Below are 17,901 nucleotides of genomic sequence, written 5' to 3'. Positions count from 1 at the left end.
AAAGGGCTGCGAATGTGCAGCCCTTCATTATTTGGAGTATTGAAGCTTACAGCAAGTGTTCTTGTAGGTAGTGTGCAACCGCATCTTCTGCATTGCTGCCAATTACTTCATTATTTGGTAGAGCTTTCATCACTTTTTCGTGTGATGTACCCATAACTAGCCCTTTACCTGCCATCGACAGCATTTCTACGTCATTCATGCCATCACCAAATGCTACGCAGTTTTCTAACGTGAGGTCGAGTTTTTTCGCTACCGCTTCAAGAGCATGACCTTTAGACACGCCAGCGCTCATTACTTCCAAACACCAAGGCGTTGAAAATGCGATGTTCAGCTTATCACCAAACTGCTCACGTAGTTTGTTTTCAAATACGACCAAACGTTCGTGGTCTTCTCCTGGATGCGTGAAGAAAACTTTCGCAATACCGTCAGTTGGGGCTTGGTCTTCATCAAATAAGACGTAAGTGAATTCATCGTGGAAGTCACGTAACGTTTCATCATCCTTGTTCATCAACCAGCTATCATTTTGATACATGTGAATAAGTATTTCTTGATCATGTTTGATCGTGTCGATCACGCCTTGTACCAGCTCCGCAGGGACATTCTCGCTGTACATTAGCTGATCTTCCTGGTCATGCACTCGGGCACCGTTCGACGTGATCATATAAGCTGGAATGCCAACTTGGCGACGGATGCTCGCAACGTCTACGTGGTGACGGCCGGTTGCAAAGACAAAGGTATAACCCTTTTCATGCAGCGCTTTTAGCGTCTCTTTTGAGTAAGCACTGAGCTGATGGTTAGGTGCGAGTAACGTGCCATCCAGATCAGAGGCAACGATTTTGGTGATCTCTTTGCAAGGTAGCGATGTGCTCATGAAGTCCTCGTAAACGGTTTGGATAGTGTGGAACAGGTGAATTGCAAACGGAGTACAGCAGACTGACTAGATCGTACTGCTCCGAATGCGGGGGAACTTGGGCTCGTAGCACTATGCGGTTAAACACAGTGTCAAAGTAGCCAAGTTCAAGCAGTGTACGTCAAAATGAGGATGAAAAAGAGGGTAAATCGATGTGTAGACATTTCCTCTTTAATCTTAGTCGTGAAATGGTCGCCTAGAGTTCTTATTGTGCTTGTTCGTTTGATGGTGATTTAGGGTCATTCATAAAGCGGAAAATCGCATCGAGCGCTTGATTACGATACTTGTCGGTCTCGAACAAGATTTCATGCTGTGCGCCTTCGATAGAAAGCAGCTCCGCGTGCGGGTTGGTTTTCCGCAATTTATCAATAAAACGCTTTTGCGCGAGGTTGCTAACAATCCGATCGTTTCCGGCTTGGATTAGGATTACTGGTATTTTGACTTGGCGAGTTAATAAAAAGCACTGCTTGGCGGCCATGAGCCCTTGCCAAACCCAGCGAGTGCTTGGCCCACCGACTTGCAGTTCCGGTTTTTCCGTATATAGGTTTCGGAACCATTGGTAGCGGCCGTAACTTTGGCTAAGTGGGTTATCTTCAAAGGGCTTAGGGAAGTAGGCCTGATGTCCTGGTGCGTAGCGTGGCAAAGTCGATACCGCTGACATAATTTGTGTGACCGGAATCGCTATTGGTGAAAGGTACCATGGCAGGTTAATGCCAAACATGGGCGCACTTAGAATCAAACCAGTAAAAGGGTGTTCTGGGTGAGTTTGCAGGTAACGTGTGGCGATCGCGCCGCCCATAGAGTGCGCGATGATGAAGCATTGTTGATATTCGCTAAGGTCGTGTTTTTTTACGACGATGTCCATATCATCAATATAATCAGTAAAGTCATAGACGTGACCCATATCTGAGTCAGATAATAAACGATCTGATAAACCTTGTCCGCGGTGGTCAAAGGAATAGACATCGAAACCTTGGCGGTAGAGATCGTAAAACAGCTCTTGGTATTTCCAGGAAGACTCAATGCGTCCATTTACGATGAGCACTGCTTTTTTATGCTCTGGGTTGGTTAGCTTGCACCAGTAAATGTTCTTTTTCTCAGTCCCTTTAACAAAGCCCTCTTGGCGAGTTTGCCAAAGTGCTGCGATCGGACCACCAATTGCTTGCTCAAATAATGTCTCTTGAGTATAAGTCAAAGGTGAATGGTTAGTCGCCATTAGTTGATTACCTGAAGATACGTTGTTTACGCGATGTATCATCGAAGAATTAGTGAGGAAATGCAATGGATACCCATGTCTGGTTAGCTTATGTAGTAACAGCAATCGTTTTTAGTTTGGCTCCGGGCTCTGGCACGGTGAACTCAATCAGTAATGGTTTGAGTTACGGTACCCGTAAATCACTGGGTGCCATTATTGGCTTACAAATTGGTTTAGTTATCCACATCACGCTGGTGGGGGCGGGTATTGGTGCGCTTGTCGCGCAGTCAGCAACCGCATTTTCTGTCATTAAATGGGTTGGTGCCGCTTATCTGGTTTGGCTGGGGGTTCAGAAATGGCGCGACACATCAAGCTTAGTCGCAGCTGAAAACCACAACGAGATGTCAGGCACGGCGCTGTTGTACAAGGCAGTGTTGATTAACCTCACCAACCCTAAATCGATTGTTTTTCTGGTGGCGTTGTTCCCGCAGTTTATTGACCCGGCAAAAGACCAAATCACGCAACTGTTGGTGCTTGGCGTCACTACGGTCGTGATTGATGCGTGTGTAATGTTGGGTTACACGAGCTTGGCAGCACAAATGGGACGCTTTATTCGCTCCGATAAAATCATGGGAAAAATAAACAAAGTATTCGGTTCAATGTTCATGGGTTGTGGTGCATTATTAGCAGCTGCAAAGTCATAAGCCATTTATAGGTCCTTCTTTAGCATGAATACAACGTATGTCGCTCGCCAGCCGATCTTTAACCGAAAAAGACAGACGCTGGGTTATGAATTGTTGTTTCGAGACGGGGAGAGTAACGCATACCCTTCACATATTGATTCAAATCGAGCGACATACCGACTGATTGTCGAAAACTTCCTATCGCTGGGTACTAACCCAGTGATTGCCTCTTCTAGATGCTTTATTAACTTTCCTCATCAAAGCTTGGTGCGACGTTTGCCGCGCAGTTTGCCGAAAAACAAAATTGTCATCGAAGTGTTGGAAACGTGCCAACCTACGGATGAGCTTCTTGATGCGATTCGTGAGTTTTATCGAGAAGGTTACTTGATCGCTTTGGATGACTTCACCCTAACACCAGAATGGCGCCGTTTTTTGCCATATGTGCATATTGTGAAGCTCGACATTATGGCGATGGGGCTTGAAAAGGCCTGTGAACTGGTCAAAACACACCTTGCCAAACGCGTCAAATACCACTTTTTAGCAGAACGTGTTGAAACCGCAGAAGAGTTTGAGCAAGCGAAAGCGGCTGGCTTTAAATTTTTCCAAGGTTATTTTTTTAGCAAGCCACTCGTCTCGCAGACTAAATACGTCAGTCCTGAGCAAGTGTTGGCATTGCAACTGTTTCGTGAAGTTTGTGCTCCTGAGCCTGACTTTACTCGTATCGAGTCCATCATTACGCAAGATGTCGCGCTTTCGTATAAATTATTGCGTTTTGTAAATACGCAAGCGCCGAATTTGGCTGTCGAAATCAGCTCTTTTCGTCAGGCATTGATTTATCTTGGCCAGGATAACCTTAAGCAGTTTGTCTCTTTGGTTGTGGCATCGTATATCTCCAGTAACAAGCCTCGAGAGCTGTATCACCTTTCATTGCAACGAGCTCAATTTTGCCAATTGATGTCGCGCTATCAGCCATTCTCTCACCTCAACGAACAAGGTTTCATGGTTGGTTTGCTGTCGATTCTAGATGCGCTGTTGGATCTTTCGGTGGAATCTTTAGTTAGGCAGTTACCGCTTAGTCATTCAGTACAACAAGCGCTATTACATCGCAAAGGGGTTTATGGTGCACTTATTTCCCTCGAAGAGTGCTACGAGCGTGCCGATTGGTCAGGGGTTGAAAAAATCACGATGCAATTGGGGTTGCCTTTAGAGGAAGTGAAACTCTCCTTAGGTGAAGCGGTTCGCTGGAGTCAAAGCATCGCGACTGCATAATTTCTGGTCTTATCTTTTATCTCTTTGAATCTCTCTCTTTACAATCAAGCTGTTCGTTAGATGTGAAACTTTTATGACGATGGACGGTTTCCTCTTGACGATATACCTTAATTAAATAAACATATACGCATATCCATATATAGGTATGTTCATTATGCTTCCACATCAGTTTTTTAAGCTGTTATCCGATGAAACACGCGTACGTTGTTTAATGCTCGTGGCCCGTGAAGGTGAAACTTGCGTTGGTGATTTGGCGTTTGCTCTGCAAGAGAGCCAGCCGAAAGTTTCTCGTCATCTTGCTCAGTTACGATCCAGTGGCATCTTGGTGGATAAACGCCAAGGACAATGGGTGTATTACGAGTTATCACAGCAATTACCAGGTTGGATGCGAAAGTTAATTGAAGACTTAGTGGCATCAAACTGTTTGAAGCAGGAATACCAAGACGACATCACACGCTTACACGATAAAAGTCGTGAGGCTTGCTGTTAACAGCGAATAGAGATTCAAGGTAGAAGATTAGAGGGTAAAACTATGACAATTAAAGTAGGAATTAATGGCTTTGGCCGAATTGGTCGCTTAGCGCTGCGAGCGGCATTTGATTGGCCAGAATTGGAGTTTGTGTTAATCAACGATGTCGCAGGTGACGCCGCTACGCTTGGTCACTTATTAGAATTCGATTCAGTGCAAGGTCGTTGGCATCATGGAGTTCAGGTCGAAGGCAGTGAGCTCGTCATCAACGGCAAGCGTGTCGCCACGACTCAACAACGCGATATCGATGCGGTGAACTGGTCTGATTGTGATGTTGTGATTGAAGCGACAGGCGTACATCGCAAAACATCATTCCTAAACAAATACCTAGAGCAAGGCGTGAAACGTGTCGTGGTAAGCGCACCTGTGAAAGAAGAAGGTATTGCGAACATTGTGGTGGGCGTGAACGACCATATTTTCGACCCTGAAAAACATCGTATCGTGACAGCAGCTTCGTGTACGACTAACTGTATCGCACCTGTGGTTAAAGTCATTCATGAGAAATTGGGTATCGAACAATCTTCTTTTACGACCATTCACGACCTGACGAATACGCAAACTATTTTGGATGCGCCACACAAAGATCTACGCCGTGCAAGAGCATGCGGCATGAGCCTTATCCCGACCACGACGGGGAGCGCGAAGGCGATTGTCGAAATTTTCCCAGAATTAAAAGACAAAATTAATGGTCATGCGGTTCGCGTACCTCTAGCAAACGCATCGTTAACAGACATCATTTTTGATGTGAAGCGTGATACCACAGCAGAAGAAGTGAATGCACTGTTAAAAGAAGCATCTGAAGGTGATTTGAAAGGCATCCTTGGCTTCGAAGAGCGTCCTTTAGTTTCTATCGATTATAAAGGCGACCAACGTTCAACCATCGTTGATGCGCAATCAACCATGGTTGTGGGTTCTCGTATGGTTAAGATTTACGCTTGGTACGATAACGAAATGGGTTATGCAACGCGCACAGCAGAGCTGGTTCGTAACGTTGGTTTGGCTTAAAAGGGGGTCACAATGTCTCATCCTACATGGCAATTAGATTTGGACTCCGGTGCTTTAATCTTAACACCGTGCCCAGGAACGAAAGGTGTCGATTTGCATGCGTCGTTAGAACAGTTGAAAGAGCTGGGTGTTCAAGCGGTCGTTACTGCATTAGATGATAGTGAATTAGCTGCGAAGAATGTCTCTGCATTGGGTGAAGCCACTCAGCAACTGGGTATGAAATGGTTCCAGATCGAGATTGAAGACGACTGCGCACCAGATGAAGAGTTTGCGACGAAGTGGCAACAAGCCAGTCCGGAACTGCACGCGATTCTTGCTCAAGGTGGCAAAGTTGCGATGCATTGCATGGGTGGTTCGGGGCGCACAGGTTTGTTCGCTGCTCACCTACTCCTAGAAAAGGAATGGCAGTTAGAAGATATCGTGCGAAAAGTGCAGGCATTGCGCCCTGGTGCATTTACAAAACCTGTGCAAGTTGAGTACATCGAACGCGTGGCTCAAGACGCTTGATCAGCTTAAATAGCTTTTGGTTCATTATGATCCAAAAGCTAAATTCGAGCTTCTTCAGGATACGACTGTTTACAAAAAATGACATTAACATCAACTAGTGCATTGTTTTTAAAGTGTATTTTGCTTTTTATTGATGTTGGAGCATTTTTTGAAAATCACAGCAACATTATATTGGTCAATGTTGCTGTACAGGTTAGGAAGTATTTAGAACATGATGATCTAAATGCTTCTATCGCTGTACATATGAGGTCAATATGATTTCTCAATTAAGCAAAAGTATTCGTCAGTACATGTTAGTGACGTTTAACTATTGGAACTTTACGGTGACCGATGGCGCACTGCGTATGCTGGTGGTGCTCTATTTTCATGACTTAGGTTATTCCACGTTAGCTATTGCCTCACTGTTTCTTTTCTATGAATTTTTTGGTGTGGTGACAAACCTGGTTGGTGGTTGGTTGGGCGCAAGGTTAGGCCTAAATAAAACCATGAACATTGGTTTAGCGATGCAAGTGTTTGCGTTGCTGATGCTCGCAGTACCAAATGCATGGCTGACCATTCCTTGGGTGATGGCAGCGCAGGCTCTGTCGGGGATTGCCAAAGATCTGAACAAAATGAGTGCTAAGAGCGCGATTAAAACGCTAGTACCAGACGAACAGCAAGGTGCGCTCTACAAATGGGTAGCGATTTTGACTGGCTCGAAGAATGCACTCAAAGGAGCGGGCTTTTTTGTTGGTGGCTTGCTGCTGTCTTGGGTGGGTTTTCAAAACTCGATGTTTATTATGGCGGGTGTACTTACATTAGTGTTTGTTTGCAGCATGATCTGGCTAGAAGCGGACATGGGTAAAGCAAAGAGTAAACCTAAGTTTCGCCAAATATTCTCCAAGTCTGAATCGATAAACATTTTATCCGCAGCACGCATGTTCTTGTTTGGTGCTCGTGATGTGTGGTTTGTCGTTGCTCTGCCTATTTATCTTGGTAGCGTGTTTGGCTGGGATCACTTGTGGGTTGGTAGCTTTCTCGCAGCGTGGGTCATTGCTTATGGGTTTGTGCAAGGCTTTGCGCCGCGTATTACTGGCAAAGCGCAAGGTCGTGTGCCTGATGGTAGTGCAGCATTGGTGTGGGCAGGAGTCCTAGCGTTAATTACGGCTGGTATTGCTTATGGTGTGCAAATCGGTTGGCAGCCTGAATTGGTGATTGTGGTAGGTTTGATGATTTTTGGCGCTGTGTTTGCCATTAACTCTTCGCTGCACTCGTACTTGATAGTGAGCTACGCTAAAGGCGATGGCGTCTCGTTGGATGTCGGTTTTTACTACATGGCCAATGCGATGGGACGTTTGATTGGCACGGTATTATCGGGTTGGATCTACCAAGAGGCTGGTCTTGCAGCGTGCTTATGGGTTTCTTTTGCTTTCTTGGCACTGACGACGCTGATTTCAATTAAGTTGCCAAAAGCTGATGTTGCTACTGCGTAACTATCCCCAGTATCGCTATCTGTAGATGGTATAAATGGCTCCAAATCGGAGCCATTTTTGTTTCTTATGCGCCGTTTGCTGTAATCAGATTGTGTCGGTTTGGCATCGAGAGTGAATACTGATGCTTGGTTTTTGGTTCTCGTTAAGTGATTAGAGTGGTGATGAAATCCCCGTTGTAGGTCATTGTTGAGTTAAAAATAAGCAAAAACAGATTGTTAACCATTTCACTGGTTGAGATTTACCCTATGCTATAAACGATAAGCGACTCAAAGTAGGGAAAGGTATGAGAGAAAGGGTTCTGTTTTTTGATTTATTGCGCTGCTTCGCAGCGGTAGCAGTGATCGCCATTCACGTCTTGGCACCGTATCGAAATGAGTTAGGAGTGATTCCATTTGACCAATGGCTGACAGCGGTAGGCGTGAATAGCGTAACCCGCTGGGCAGTGCCAGTTTTTATTTTGATCACCGGAGCGCTAATGCTCAGTGACACTCGACCATTTGACGGTAAGTATTATATCAAAAGGCGTTTGGGCAAAGTTTTAGTTCCATTTCTTATTTGGTCGATGTTTTATGCATACCTTTCAGGTTGGACTTTTCAAGGCTTTGATTTTGAAACCGTAAAAGAGGTATTAAGCAATAGCCCATTCCACGCAACGTATTACCATCTCGGCTTTTTCTATTACTTTATACCACTGTATTTTGTGATTCCGCTGTTTCAATGGATGGTACGTAACGTGGATGACAACGTCTTGTATACCTATCTCGCATTTTGGCTTTTCACCAGCACACTGTTCTTGTTCAAGATTGATGGCCCGTGGAGTAATCAGATGTGGCTTTATATGGGTTACCTTCCACTGGGGTATGTTTTATTTCAAAAGGTACCTTCGAATCGCTCTATGGTGACCTTATTTGTTGGGCTAGGACTCGTGGCGTTGGCAGTGACCTTTACGATGGTTGTGACAAATAGCTTAGAGGCGGAGAAGTATACGGTTGGGCGCTGGCTCTCTTATAAAACACTGAATGTGATTCTAGCAGCTTCGATGATTTTTATGATCGGGCGTTACTTTGGTGAAGGCTTATCACCAAAAGTACAAAAAGTGGTAAGTGTGATCAGTCAGCACAGCTTAGGGATTTACTTACTTCATCCTATTTTCTTATGGCCGATGAAAGAGTTCGGTTGGTACACAGGACATCCTGCGTGGGTGATTCCAGTCTGGATCGTTCTAAGTGGAGCTGGAGCCTTGGCGATGAGCTATCTCTTTTCTCGTTCTGCCAAGACTCGTTGGTTACTGCCTTAACGTTTGATAGCGAAGTGAAGGAACTTGTTGCCGCGATAGGTCAGTGTTCCCTTATCTCCAGGATTGAGTGCATGGTAGTAATGCACTCCAATTTGGAATTCACGCTTTGGACCGATAGAACCACGTTGAACGTAAATCCAATACTCTTGATCGTCTTGACCTGGTGGTGCGTTTGGTATGTCTATCGCTTGTTTATCTAAAACCGTTACCTGCGCGCTTTGCTCTGGAGCGTCTTCGCCCACATAGTGCTTACTATAAAAACGGAAAAACACCCACGCGCCCAAGGCAATAAGGGCGAATAGGGCGACAATAAGTGAGATTGGCATATTAACCTCCAATGTTTTATCGGGTCCCATTCTACAGAACTCGCTGACGAAACGATGAGTTGAGGTAACTTATTCATAATCTAATGAAAGGGATATGGAGATTATTCGGCGCACTTCACGATTTATCTTAATGATGCACGATGAAATCGTCGCTTCATCTGCAAGCGAAGTCACTAAAGCTGAACGAAGCGGCTTTCACTTGTTAGGCTATATGAGCTTAAGGGCACAAATTGAAAGTAAAATTGCACTTAACGGCTCGAAAAAGCTCTAAATTTATAGAAGAATAAAAATAATGAACATAGGAAGGGTCTGGTAAGGAGGGTTACGATGTCAGATATTGAAAAAGTAGTCATGCGTACCCGAACGATCGAAAAACTTTTGCGTACTCAGTACCATGCAGAAGGGAAAGGGTTGCACCAACTTATTAATAGTTGTGAAGAACGTTTACCGCATGACGTGATAGCAAAGCTTCGATTCATCGCGACAGTGCGTAATAAAGTGGTGCACGAAGACGATTACAAGCTGGATGATCGTAAAGGCTTTATGGCGGCATGTGATGCTTGTGAAAAAGAGCTGACACCAAGAAGCTCTCGCTTTATTTGGCGTACAGCAATTTTGCTAATGACGTTGATTACGCTGGCCGCTCTTGGTTTCTACTATATGCACTGGGATATTTTGTCTCAGCACATTCAGTAGAGCAATACAGATAAATAAAAAAGGACGCATTTGCGTCCTTTTTTATTTTAAATCATTTGGTTAGTACATCATTGGCAGTGTCATTAAACCCACAACCACTGCAATCATAACCAGCCCTTGTTTTTGAGAAGATGAAATCATAACACTACCCCTTAATCTTTGATGAACTCGATGAATTTAATATAGCACTGTTTTTGGGGTTTGATCAACATATGCTCGTTAATCTTTTCAAAAACCACACTTAACTTGTCTGGTTTTACGTGATTCTGACTAATGAAACTATGTTTTTTGTCCTGTATTTAAAGTGTTCACATTGTTTTGTTTTTATCCTTTCTTGTTTTAAGTGTTTGATTTTATAGTGTTAAATGGTTTGTGGTGTTGGCTTTGTAATTGTTTTTTGTTTCGAATGGTATGTTGGGTGTTTATTTTGTCTGTATTTCTCAAAAATTGAGAAAATTAAAAAATGTGCTATGAGGTTGCATCGTCAAATCGAAAGCATGGAGTGAGATTTTCTTACCTTATGAGAAAATATGGGCTTCAAAAGTGTTTAGTGATTTTATGGTTTATGAAGTCCGCACTTTTATCTGTTATTGAAATTATGATTTTATTTATCATTGACTTAATTTTCTTGTCTGATGTTTTTTTTACTGAATTAAGGTCAGTTTTCTTAGTTTTTACCCCTAATCATCAGTAGTTCCTCCTCTCTTAGAGCGCTACTAAGACTATTTTCTATTTTGTGTCTGTTATTTATTCTTGTTGCCTGCATTACATACATCCTGGTGGTTTAATCGTCAGTTTGTAAAATGGCGGCTTACCTGGAGCACTTATCTGTTTTTCAGTTAAATAGTTTTAGAAAGCGCTGGTTATTGTGTCGTGTGATTTGATGGGTTCGGCTGATGAGCAAAGCTTGGCCCCAATGTTTAGTGGCATCATTCAGCCTCATCGGCTTTATTATTACGTAGGCTGAGGGTTACAAAATGTTTCGAATCGCTAGCGAGATCCAACTTTCGTAGATTGTGTCTTTACATCAAAACTGGTCTACCTAGACTAGCGGCGAGTTTAAGTAAAAGGTGTATACTGCATGTGGAGTTGGCTGGCGATAGGGCTATCAGGTGTGTATTCCGTGTTGGGAGCAAAGCAAGCTAACCCGACACAATCCCTCGTGTTTAAAATCTTTACTCTGCTACTTCTTCTTGTGTTGGTGTTAACTCAAGGTGCATCCGCAACATATACCTACTGGATTGCGGGTGGGCTTATTGTGTCTATGGTGGCAGATACGCTGCACTCGTTTAAAACTCGTAAGCTAATCTATTTTACGGCTTATCTGGTTGCCCAGGTATGCTACAGCAAGTCATTTTGGGTGCAGCTTAATGGTGAGATTGTCTGGTGGCTGTTGGCTCTGCTGCTTGCAGCGAGTATCGTGGCGTTCTTTTTGTTGCTACCTCAACTCGACTCTCTGGTATTCCCCGTTGTGATCATGGGGATGATGCTGGTTCAACTTGCTTGGGCTGCCGGTGAAGTTTGGTTACAAGTGCCGAGTTACGCCAATGCTATCGGCTTTAGCGGAACCTTAGTTCTGATCTATTCGGCGCTGGCATACGCGATACACGGTTATCGAAAACCGATGAAACACGCCTATTTGTGGGTGAGTGGTAGTTACTTTTTTGCTCATGCCCTCATTGTTGCCTCAATCATTTACTAATTTAAGTCAAAGCAGCTCTTGAGGATTTCAGTAAACTGAACGCATTGTTCTTAATAACTGGAGTCAATAATGAGTGAAATCCATGCTCACGAGCTGCTAAACCTACTTAGAGAAACGCCAATGGATCGCGAAGCCCTCACACAGCACTTTGGCGCTAGCGTTCGCTTTCACACCTGTAAACTGAATGATCTAGACTTAGATGCATTACTAGCATTTTTGCTCAAGCGCGACAAAATTCGTGAGCTTGAAGGTAAGTTTGTGGTCAATATGGCGCGAGTTTGCAATCACTAAACGGCGGCTAAGATCGAGGGTGAATATGGTGTTTTCGCCCTCAGTCATATACTCATGTTGTCAGTTTGCTATACACTGGCCGCCATTTTTGAGGTGAGGCCAGAATATGGACATTCTTTCTGCAGCGACCATGCTGTTTCTAATCATGGACCCTCTCGGTAACTTGCCGATTGTGTTGTCTATTCTCAAACATATCGATCCCAAGCGTCGTCGTAAGGTATTGATTCGTGAACTACTGTTTGCCTTACTGATTTTGATGCTGTTTCTGTTTGCAGGACAAAGCATCTTAAGTTTTTTGCATGTCCAGCCAGAAACGCTCAGCATTTCAGGTGGCATTATTCTCTTCATTATTGCGATTAAGATGATTTTCCCGAGTGCTGGCAGCATCACTGGACTGGCAGCAGGCGAGGAGCCCTTTATTGTTCCGATGGCCATTCCTATGATCGCGGGCCCTTCAGTGATTGCTGCCTTGCTTTTACTGTCTTCGCAACATCCAGAGAAAATGTTGGAAATGTCAGCATCAGTCGTAATTGCGTGGGGCGCAACATTTTTTATACTGATGTTTTATGGCTTCTTTAATCGCTTGTTGGGTGAACGTGGCTTGAAGGCGGTAGAACGCTTAATGGGCTTGTTACTGGTGATGATCTCCACTCAAATGTTCTTGGATGGTGTAAAAAGTTACATTGGGTGACGAACGAAACGCAGAAAAAAAGCCGCTCACAAGAGCGGCTTTTTCGTATCTTAGCGATTACATCATGTGTTTACGACGAATATCGAGTAGGGCAAAAATACCAAAAATCAGGATTGAATATTTTTCCCAACTGCTCATTTTTATTTTGTCGCCAAATGCACCAATGAAGATGGCCATTTGTAAACCGTGCATGATGAACAAAAAAGCGGTCATGATGTAAAGCGCAATCGCGGCATTGCCGGGAAAGGGCATAAAAATATTTAGGATTAATACTAACCAAACAAAGGCGATAGCCGCTTTGGCCAGCATAATTAGTGCTTTCATTTAAGTATCCTTTTAAATCGAGGCGTTATGCGGAGGTACGTTCGTAAAGACGATAGCTCACTTGGCCTGCTGTTTTTTCTCGATGTAATTGCCAGTTTTCTGGTAAGTCGGCAATATTGAGTTCTTTTTCTGTTTCAATATAAATCATCGCATCTTCCGCGAGCCAGCCATTTTGTTCTAGCAGAGCCACGGTCTCATCCAATAGACCTTTGCGAAACGGTGGGTCAATAAACACCACATGGTGAGCAGAACCCGGTTGCTTCAAAAAACTCAGTGCGTCGGTATTTACCACATGGATGTTGTTCGCGTTAAGAGAGGCAACATTCTTTTGTAACTGTTGGAAAGCTTGTGGGTTTAGCTCAACCATGGTCACTTGCTCTGCTTGGCGCGAAGCTGACTCAAATCCCAAGCCGCCAGAGCCAGCAAACAAGTCGAGACATTTTGCCTGTGGTACATCTTGAGCTAACCAGTTAAACAGCGTTTCTTTGACGCGATCTGTCGTGGGGCGTAAGCCTTCAGCATCGTGTACAGGAAGTTTTCTGCCTCTCCATAAGCCACTAATAATGCGAACAAAGCCCGTTGTTGGCTTTTTTTGTGATGAGTTTTGCTGGCGACGTCTTACCATAGATTTTTTGACCGCTAATAAAGTGATACTATATCTAATCGCCCAAGCAATAAGCTTGGAGCTTGGATACAGCCCAGAATATTCAAGATGACAGAGTGTAACACTAATAAGATTAGAATTACCTAATCGGAAAGTTTTCAGAACTTTGTCATTAGCCTTTTTTAGACAGATAATAATCTTGTCAAAAAAGAGTCATTAATAGATAAAAGAACAATCTAGGATAGCCCCAGATGACGGAAAAAAAGAAGCGCGGATTACTTTCGTGGCTAGGTTTTGGTGACGAAGAACAAAGCCCAAAACCAAAAACTGAAGAAACAGTAAAAGAAGAAGCAGTGGAAGCGCCTTCTGAAGAGCAGCAAACCGAAGCGGTTGCTGAGCAAGCGGAAGCAACGCCAGAACTTGAAGAAGAAGAGAAACAATCAGAGGCTGCCCCAGCAGAAGCAGAAGCAGAAGCAGAAGCAGAAGCAGAAGCAGAAGCAGAAGCAGAGGAGCCAGAAGTCGTATCGGCTGCGCCTCGTGTTCAAGAACAAGAAAAGCCAACAGAAAGCTTTTTTGCTCGTCTTAAACGCAGCCTAAGCCGAACAAAAGCAAATATTGGTGCTGGCTTCTTCGGTTTGTTCAGCGGTAAGAAAATCGATGAAGACTTATTTGAAGAGCTAGAAGAGCAACTGCTTATTGCTGATGTGGGCATGAATACCACAACAAAAATCATCAACAACCTGACAGAAAAAGCCACACGTGGCGATCTGAAAGACGGCGAAGCCCTTTATGGTTTGTTGAAAGAAGAAATGGCCGAGATTCTTTCTAAAGTCGAACAGCCACTAGAAATCGATAGCAACAAAACGCCTTACGTCATCTTGATGGTGGGTGTAAATGGCGTGGGTAAAACCACGACCATCGGTAAGTTAGCGAAGCAGTTCCAAACTCAAGGCAAAAAAGTGATGCTTGCAGCGGGCGATACTTTCCGTGCCGCAGCGGTTGAGCAGCTACAAGTGTGGGGTGAACGTAATAATGTTCCTGTGATTGCTCAACATACTGGCGCAGACAGTGCCTCTGTTATCTATGATGCGATTGAAGCGGCAAAAGCACGTGGTGTGGATGTGGTGATTGCTGATACAGCAGGTCGTCTACAGAACAAAGCGAACCTAATGGAAGAGCTGCGTAAGATTGTACGTGTGATGAAGAAAATTGATGACTCTGCACCACATGAGATCATGCTAACGCTTGATGCAGGTACAGGACAAAATGCCATTAGCCAAGCGAAACTTTTCAGTGATGTTGCCCCTCTAACCGGGATTACTTTGACTAAGCTGGATGGTACAGCCAAGGGCGGCGTAATTTTCGCTATTGCTGATCAGTTCGGTATTCCAATTCGTTACATTGGTGTGGGTGAAGGTATCGAAGACTTGCGTCCATTTGAAACTCAAGAGTTTATTGACGCACTGTTTAGTCGTGAAGAATAAAAAGAGTTAGAGGAAATCAACGGTGATCAAATTTCAGCAAGTAAGCAAAGCTTACCGAGGTGGTCGACAAGCACTGCAAAAAGTCGATTTTCACCTGAGGCGCGGTGAAATGGCGTTTTTAGGCGGACATTCCGGGGCTGGTAAAAGTACCTTGCTGAAATTGATCTGCGCGATAGAGCGACCAACCGATGGCAAAATCCATTTTAATGGCCACGACATCACGCGTATTCCAGGCAAAGACATCCCTTTTTTGCGCCGCAATATTGGGATTGTTTTTCAAGATCATCGCCTATTGATGGATCGCAGTGTGTACGACAATGTCGCTCTGCCAATGCGTATCGAATCGATTTCTGAAAACGAAATCAAACGCCGTGTTTCTGCGGCGTTAGATAAAACGGGCTTACTCGATAAAGCTCGTTGTCTACCTAGTCAACTTTCTGGTGGTGAACAACAGCGCGTCGGTATTGCCCGTGCTGTGGTTAATCGACCAACGTTGCTGGTGGCTGATGAGCCGACGGGTAACCTTGACCCAGAATTATCCAACCGTGTGTTGCGTCTATTCGAAGAATTTAACCGTGCGGGCGTGACTATACTACTTGCCACGCACGATGTGGGGTTAGTAAACACTCGCCCACAGTATCGTCATTTTGAATTGAACCAAGGCTTCCTAAGTGAGGTAGAAGACTATGGCAGGTAACAAGCACTCCCAAAAGAAGGGGAAAGGCCGCAGTGCCAAGCGTGCGAATACCGATGGTTTTTTCTCTGTCCACGCAAAACAAGCTAAATCTTCTTTTAGCGCCTTATGGCAACGACCACTAGGCAACATTCTGACCCTAGCGGTCATCTCCATGGCACTTGCCATGCCAGCTTGTTTGTATCTATTGGGGAAAAACGTTGCAGGGGCAGCGGAAGATGTCGCTTCTCCTTCACAAGTTAGTGCTTACTTAGTTGAAGGCATGCCGGATGCGCGAGTGATGGTTCTCAAAGATCAAATTGAAACTTGGCCTTTGGTAAAAGAGGTAGAATATATTTCACCGCAACAAGGTCTATCTGATTTAAGCCAATATGCAGGGTTCGACCAAGCTATCAGTCTTTTAAGTGGCTATGCGCTTCCTGGTGTGTTGGTGATTACGCCAGATTCGGAGCTAAAAAGTGATATTCAGTCATTAGCCAAAGACGTTCGAGAGCAACAAGATGTGACCGACGTGAGACTTGACGAAGACTGGCTGGCGCGTCTTGATGCCATCAAAACTCTCGCGAGTATTATTGTCATTACCCTGACAGTGCTGATGCTCGGTGCGGTATTTTTAATCGTTGGCAATACATTGCGATTTAATGTGCTGGCGAATAAAGAAGAGATTCAAACCATGAAACTGATCGGTGCGACGGACAGTTTTATTCTGCGCCCTTACTTGTACACAGGTATGTGGTTTGGCGTGTTAGGTGCCACTATTGCGTGGTTGGTAACGGCTTTAGTGACCATTGTCATGAATAGTGCGGTGGAAGACCTTGCTGCGTTGTACGATAGCCAGTTCCGCCTGATTGGTCTAAGTTGGGATGAATCTTTGTTACTAATCATCATTGGGAGTCTTTTGGGATGTATTGCGGCGCGCTTTTCTGCGCAACGACATTTAAAAGAAATTGAACCAGTTTAAGTGATGGCGGTCTTATTACTTGGATTTCATTAGCACTAGCTAATTTTGAACCCTTGCTTAGACCAAATGTTTATGGATAATTGCTTCCCCTTCTTGAAACTTGTTCATTTTGAGTTCAAGATATCGAAGCTAAATTGCAATGTAATGCTCCAGATCAGAGATTGATGAGGAATTGAATGACAAAAGAAGCGTATCCGATGGCTCTAGTCACGCAAGATAGCCTTGATAGCTATATTCGCTCAGTAAACAGCTACCCAATGCTGACTGCAGACGAAGAGCGTGAGCTGGCAGAACGATTACACTATAAAGGTGAGATTGAGGCTGCAAAAGGTCTAATTCTTTCGCACCTACGATTCGTTGTTCACGTTGCTCGTGGTTACTCTGGCTACGGTTTGCCAATGGCGGATCTTGTGCAAGAGGGTAACATCGGTCTAATGAAAGCCGTTAAGCGTTTTAACCCAGAAGTAGGGGTTCGCTTGGTTTCTTTTGCTGTCCACTGGATCAAAGCAGAGATCCACGAATACGTGCTACGTAACTGGCGTATCGTGAAAATTGCGACCACTAAAGCGCAACGTAAATTGTTCTTCAACCTGCGTAAGTCGAAAAAGCGCTTGGGTTGGTTTAACAACGGTGAAGTGGAAACCGTTGCGCGCGAGTTAGGTGTTGAGCCTTCTGAAGTTCGCGAGATGGAATCACGCTTAGCGGCGGTGGATTCAACCTTTGATATGCCAACTGATGAAGACGACAGTTCAAACGCTTACACAGCGCCGATGCTATACCTAGAAGACAAATCGTCTGATGTGGCCGACAACATTGAAGCCGCCAACTGGGAAATGCACACCAACAATCGCTTGGGTCATGCATTAGCGAGTTTGGATGAGCGTAGTCAGCGCATCGTGCGTTCTCGTTGGTTAGATGATGAGAAAGCAACATTGCAAGACTTAGCTGATGAGTTCGGTGTTTCCGCCGAGCGTATTCGCCAGCTAGAAAAAAATGCAATGAAGAAACTAAAATTGGCCGTGGGTGAATTTTAATTTCCACTGCTAATTGAAAGTAAGATTTTCATAGAAAGCCGAGATCATGTGATCTCGGCTTTTTTATTGTCGATCGAAAATCGATAGCGTTTGCGATCCGGATTTTATGTGCTACCTGTGTATAACTCTGTGAAGTAATTATTTATCAACTGTTCGAAACCCGGACAAAATAAGGGATTCAAGCACTTTTCCATCTGGGGATAGTTATAGATATACACACAGTTAGA

The 17,901-nt window shown here is 44.3% G+C and carries 21 protein-coding genes; 16 read left to right on the top strand and 5 right to left on the bottom strand.

Translation table 11 applies throughout. The annotated features are described in order from the left end of the window. Positions 1-46 precede the first annotated feature (46 nt). Both R7Q38_RS21190 and R7Q38_RS21185 read right to left on the bottom strand, forming a co-directional pair. A complete protein-coding gene (locus tag R7Q38_RS21190; RefSeq protein ID WP_005378734.1) occupies positions 47-871 on the bottom strand; it encodes a Cof-type HAD-IIB family hydrolase in 825 nt (274 codons plus the stop codon). Positions 872-1,115: 244 nt separating this feature from the next. Continuing rightward, on the bottom strand, positions 1,116-2,126 hold the full coding sequence (locus tag R7Q38_RS21185) for an alpha/beta fold hydrolase (protein WP_005378733.1): 1,011 nt from the start codon (positions 2,124-2,126) through the stop codon (positions 1,116-1,118). A gap of 65 nt (positions 2,127-2,191) precedes the next feature. Here R7Q38_RS21185 and rhtB point away from each other — a divergent pair, with 65 nt between their 5' ends. The 7 genes from rhtB (at position 2,192) to R7Q38_RS21150 (ending at position 8,867) form a co-directional block, all read left to right on the top strand. After that, positions 2,192-2,809: a homoserine/homoserine lactone efflux protein gene (gene rhtB, locus R7Q38_RS21180; protein WP_158157016.1), complete on the top strand. Its 618-nt coding sequence runs from the start codon at positions 2,192-2,194 to the stop codon at positions 2,807-2,809. A 24-nt stretch (positions 2,810-2,833) separates the two neighbouring features. Beyond that, positions 2,834-4,057, top strand: coding sequence for an EAL and HDOD domain-containing protein (locus tag R7Q38_RS21175; RefSeq protein ID WP_053304474.1), 1,224 nt, complete (start codon positions 2,834-2,836; stop codon positions 4,055-4,057). Positions 4,058-4,211: 154 nt separating this feature from the next. Next, positions 4,212-4,547 carry a metalloregulator ArsR/SmtB family transcription factor gene (locus tag R7Q38_RS21170; RefSeq protein ID WP_005378730.1) on the top strand — a complete coding sequence of 112 codons (336 nt, stop codon included), beginning with the start codon at positions 4,212-4,214 and terminating at the stop codon, positions 4,545-4,547. 42 nt (positions 4,548-4,589) lie between these two features. Further along, positions 4,590-5,591, top strand: a complete 1,002-nt coding sequence (locus R7Q38_RS21165) for an ArsJ-associated glyceraldehyde-3-phosphate dehydrogenase (protein WP_005383630.1) — start codon at positions 4,590-4,592, stop codon at positions 5,589-5,591. Between the two features lie 12 nt (positions 5,592-5,603). Next, positions 5,604-6,098, top strand: a complete 495-nt coding sequence (locus tag R7Q38_RS21160) for a cyclin-dependent kinase inhibitor 3 family protein (protein ID WP_318114347.1) — start codon at positions 5,604-5,606, stop codon at positions 6,096-6,098. A 254-nt stretch (positions 6,099-6,352) separates the two neighbouring features. Continuing rightward, entirely contained in the window at positions 6,353-7,570 is a 1,218-nt protein-coding gene (gene arsJ / locus R7Q38_RS21155) for an organoarsenical effux MFS transporter ArsJ (protein ID WP_053307419.1), read from the top strand. A 283-nt stretch (positions 7,571-7,853) separates the two neighbouring features. After that, positions 7,854-8,867, top strand: coding sequence for an acyltransferase (locus R7Q38_RS21150; RefSeq protein WP_318114345.1), 1,014 nt, complete (start codon positions 7,854-7,856; stop codon positions 8,865-8,867). Here the strand turns inward: R7Q38_RS21150 and R7Q38_RS21145 are convergent. Further along, the gene (locus tag R7Q38_RS21145; protein WP_005389668.1) at positions 8,864-9,193 is read right to left on the bottom strand and encodes a DUF2500 domain-containing protein; all 330 of its coding nucleotides are present in this window, start codon (positions 9,191-9,193) and stop codon (positions 8,864-8,866) included. The genes R7Q38_RS21150 and R7Q38_RS21145 overlap by 4 nt on opposite strands. A 94-nt stretch (positions 9,194-9,287) precedes the next feature. Here R7Q38_RS21145 and R7Q38_RS21140 point away from each other — a divergent pair, with 94 nt between their 5' ends. The 5 genes from R7Q38_RS21140 to R7Q38_RS21120 all read left to right on the top strand — a co-directional run bounded on the left by R7Q38_RS21140 (position 9,288) and on the right by R7Q38_RS21120 (position 12,573). After that, complete coding sequence (locus R7Q38_RS21140; protein ID WP_318114343.1) at positions 9,288-9,464, top strand: hypothetical protein; 177 nt, start codon at positions 9,288-9,290, stop codon at positions 9,462-9,464. Positions 9,465-9,520: 56 nt separating this feature from the next. Beyond that, positions 9,521-9,889 carry a DUF4145 domain-containing protein gene (locus tag R7Q38_RS21135; protein ID WP_318114341.1) on the top strand — a complete coding sequence of 123 codons (369 nt, stop codon included), beginning with the start codon at positions 9,521-9,523 and terminating at the stop codon, positions 9,887-9,889. 1,081 nt (positions 9,890-10,970) lie between these two features. Next, positions 10,971-11,591 carry a lysoplasmalogenase gene (locus R7Q38_RS21130; protein WP_005389670.1) on the top strand — a complete coding sequence of 207 codons (621 nt, stop codon included), beginning with the start codon at positions 10,971-10,973 and terminating at the stop codon, positions 11,589-11,591. Between the two features lie 69 nt (positions 11,592-11,660). Continuing rightward, positions 11,661-11,882: a YecH family metal-binding protein gene (locus R7Q38_RS21125; RefSeq protein ID WP_005378711.1), complete on the top strand. Its 222-nt coding sequence runs from the start codon at positions 11,661-11,663 to the stop codon at positions 11,880-11,882. A gap of 106 nt (positions 11,883-11,988) precedes the next feature. Further along, on the top strand, positions 11,989-12,573 hold the full coding sequence (locus tag R7Q38_RS21120) for a YhgN family NAAT transporter (protein WP_005389671.1): 585 nt from the start codon (positions 11,989-11,991) through the stop codon (positions 12,571-12,573). A gap of 57 nt (positions 12,574-12,630) precedes the next feature. On the opposite strand, the gene R7Q38_RS21115 is transcribed toward R7Q38_RS21120, so the two are convergent. Together R7Q38_RS21115 and rsmD are read right to left on the bottom strand one after the other, a co-directional pair. Then, complete coding sequence (locus R7Q38_RS21115; RefSeq protein ID WP_005378704.1) at positions 12,631-12,897, bottom strand: DUF1145 domain-containing protein; 267 nt, start codon at positions 12,895-12,897, stop codon at positions 12,631-12,633. A 25-nt stretch (positions 12,898-12,922) separates the two neighbouring features. Then, on the bottom strand, positions 12,923-13,522 hold the full coding sequence (gene rsmD, locus R7Q38_RS21110; protein WP_318114340.1) for a 16S rRNA (guanine(966)-N(2))-methyltransferase RsmD: 600 nt from the start codon (positions 13,520-13,522) through the stop codon (positions 12,923-12,925). Between the two features lie 230 nt (positions 13,523-13,752). Here rsmD and ftsY point away from each other — a divergent pair, with 230 nt between their 5' ends. The 4 genes from ftsY to rpoH all read left to right on the top strand — a co-directional run bounded on the left by ftsY (position 13,753) and on the right by rpoH (position 17,674). Then, the gene (ftsY, locus tag R7Q38_RS21105) at positions 13,753-14,985 is read left to right on the top strand and encodes a signal recognition particle-docking protein FtsY (RefSeq protein ID WP_064354405.1); all 1,233 of its coding nucleotides are present in this window, start codon (positions 13,753-13,755) and stop codon (positions 14,983-14,985) included. A gap of 22 nt (positions 14,986-15,007) precedes the next feature. Then, positions 15,008-15,682: a cell division ATP-binding protein FtsE gene (gene ftsE, locus R7Q38_RS21100; protein WP_005378697.1), complete on the top strand. Its 675-nt coding sequence runs from the start codon at positions 15,008-15,010 to the stop codon at positions 15,680-15,682. Continuing rightward, on the top strand, positions 15,672-16,640 hold the full coding sequence (gene ftsX, locus R7Q38_RS21095; RefSeq protein WP_005378695.1) for a permease-like cell division protein FtsX: 969 nt from the start codon (positions 15,672-15,674) through the stop codon (positions 16,638-16,640). The genes ftsE and ftsX overlap by 11 nt, the downstream gene beginning before the upstream one ends. A gap of 176 nt (positions 16,641-16,816) precedes the next feature. Next, on the top strand, positions 16,817-17,674 hold the full coding sequence (rpoH, locus tag R7Q38_RS21090) for an RNA polymerase sigma factor RpoH (RefSeq protein WP_005378693.1): 858 nt from the start codon (positions 16,817-16,819) through the stop codon (positions 17,672-17,674). Positions 17,675-17,901: the final 227 nt, after the last annotated feature.

This window comes from Vibrio sp. Vb0598 (genome assembly GCF_033338935.1).
In the GTDB taxonomy this organism is placed as follows: domain Bacteria; phylum Pseudomonadota; class Gammaproteobacteria; order Enterobacterales; family Vibrionaceae; genus Vibrio; species Vibrio alginolyticus.
Note: the sequence above shows the minus strand (reverse complement) of the source record. Positions and strands in the feature narration are given on the sequence as shown.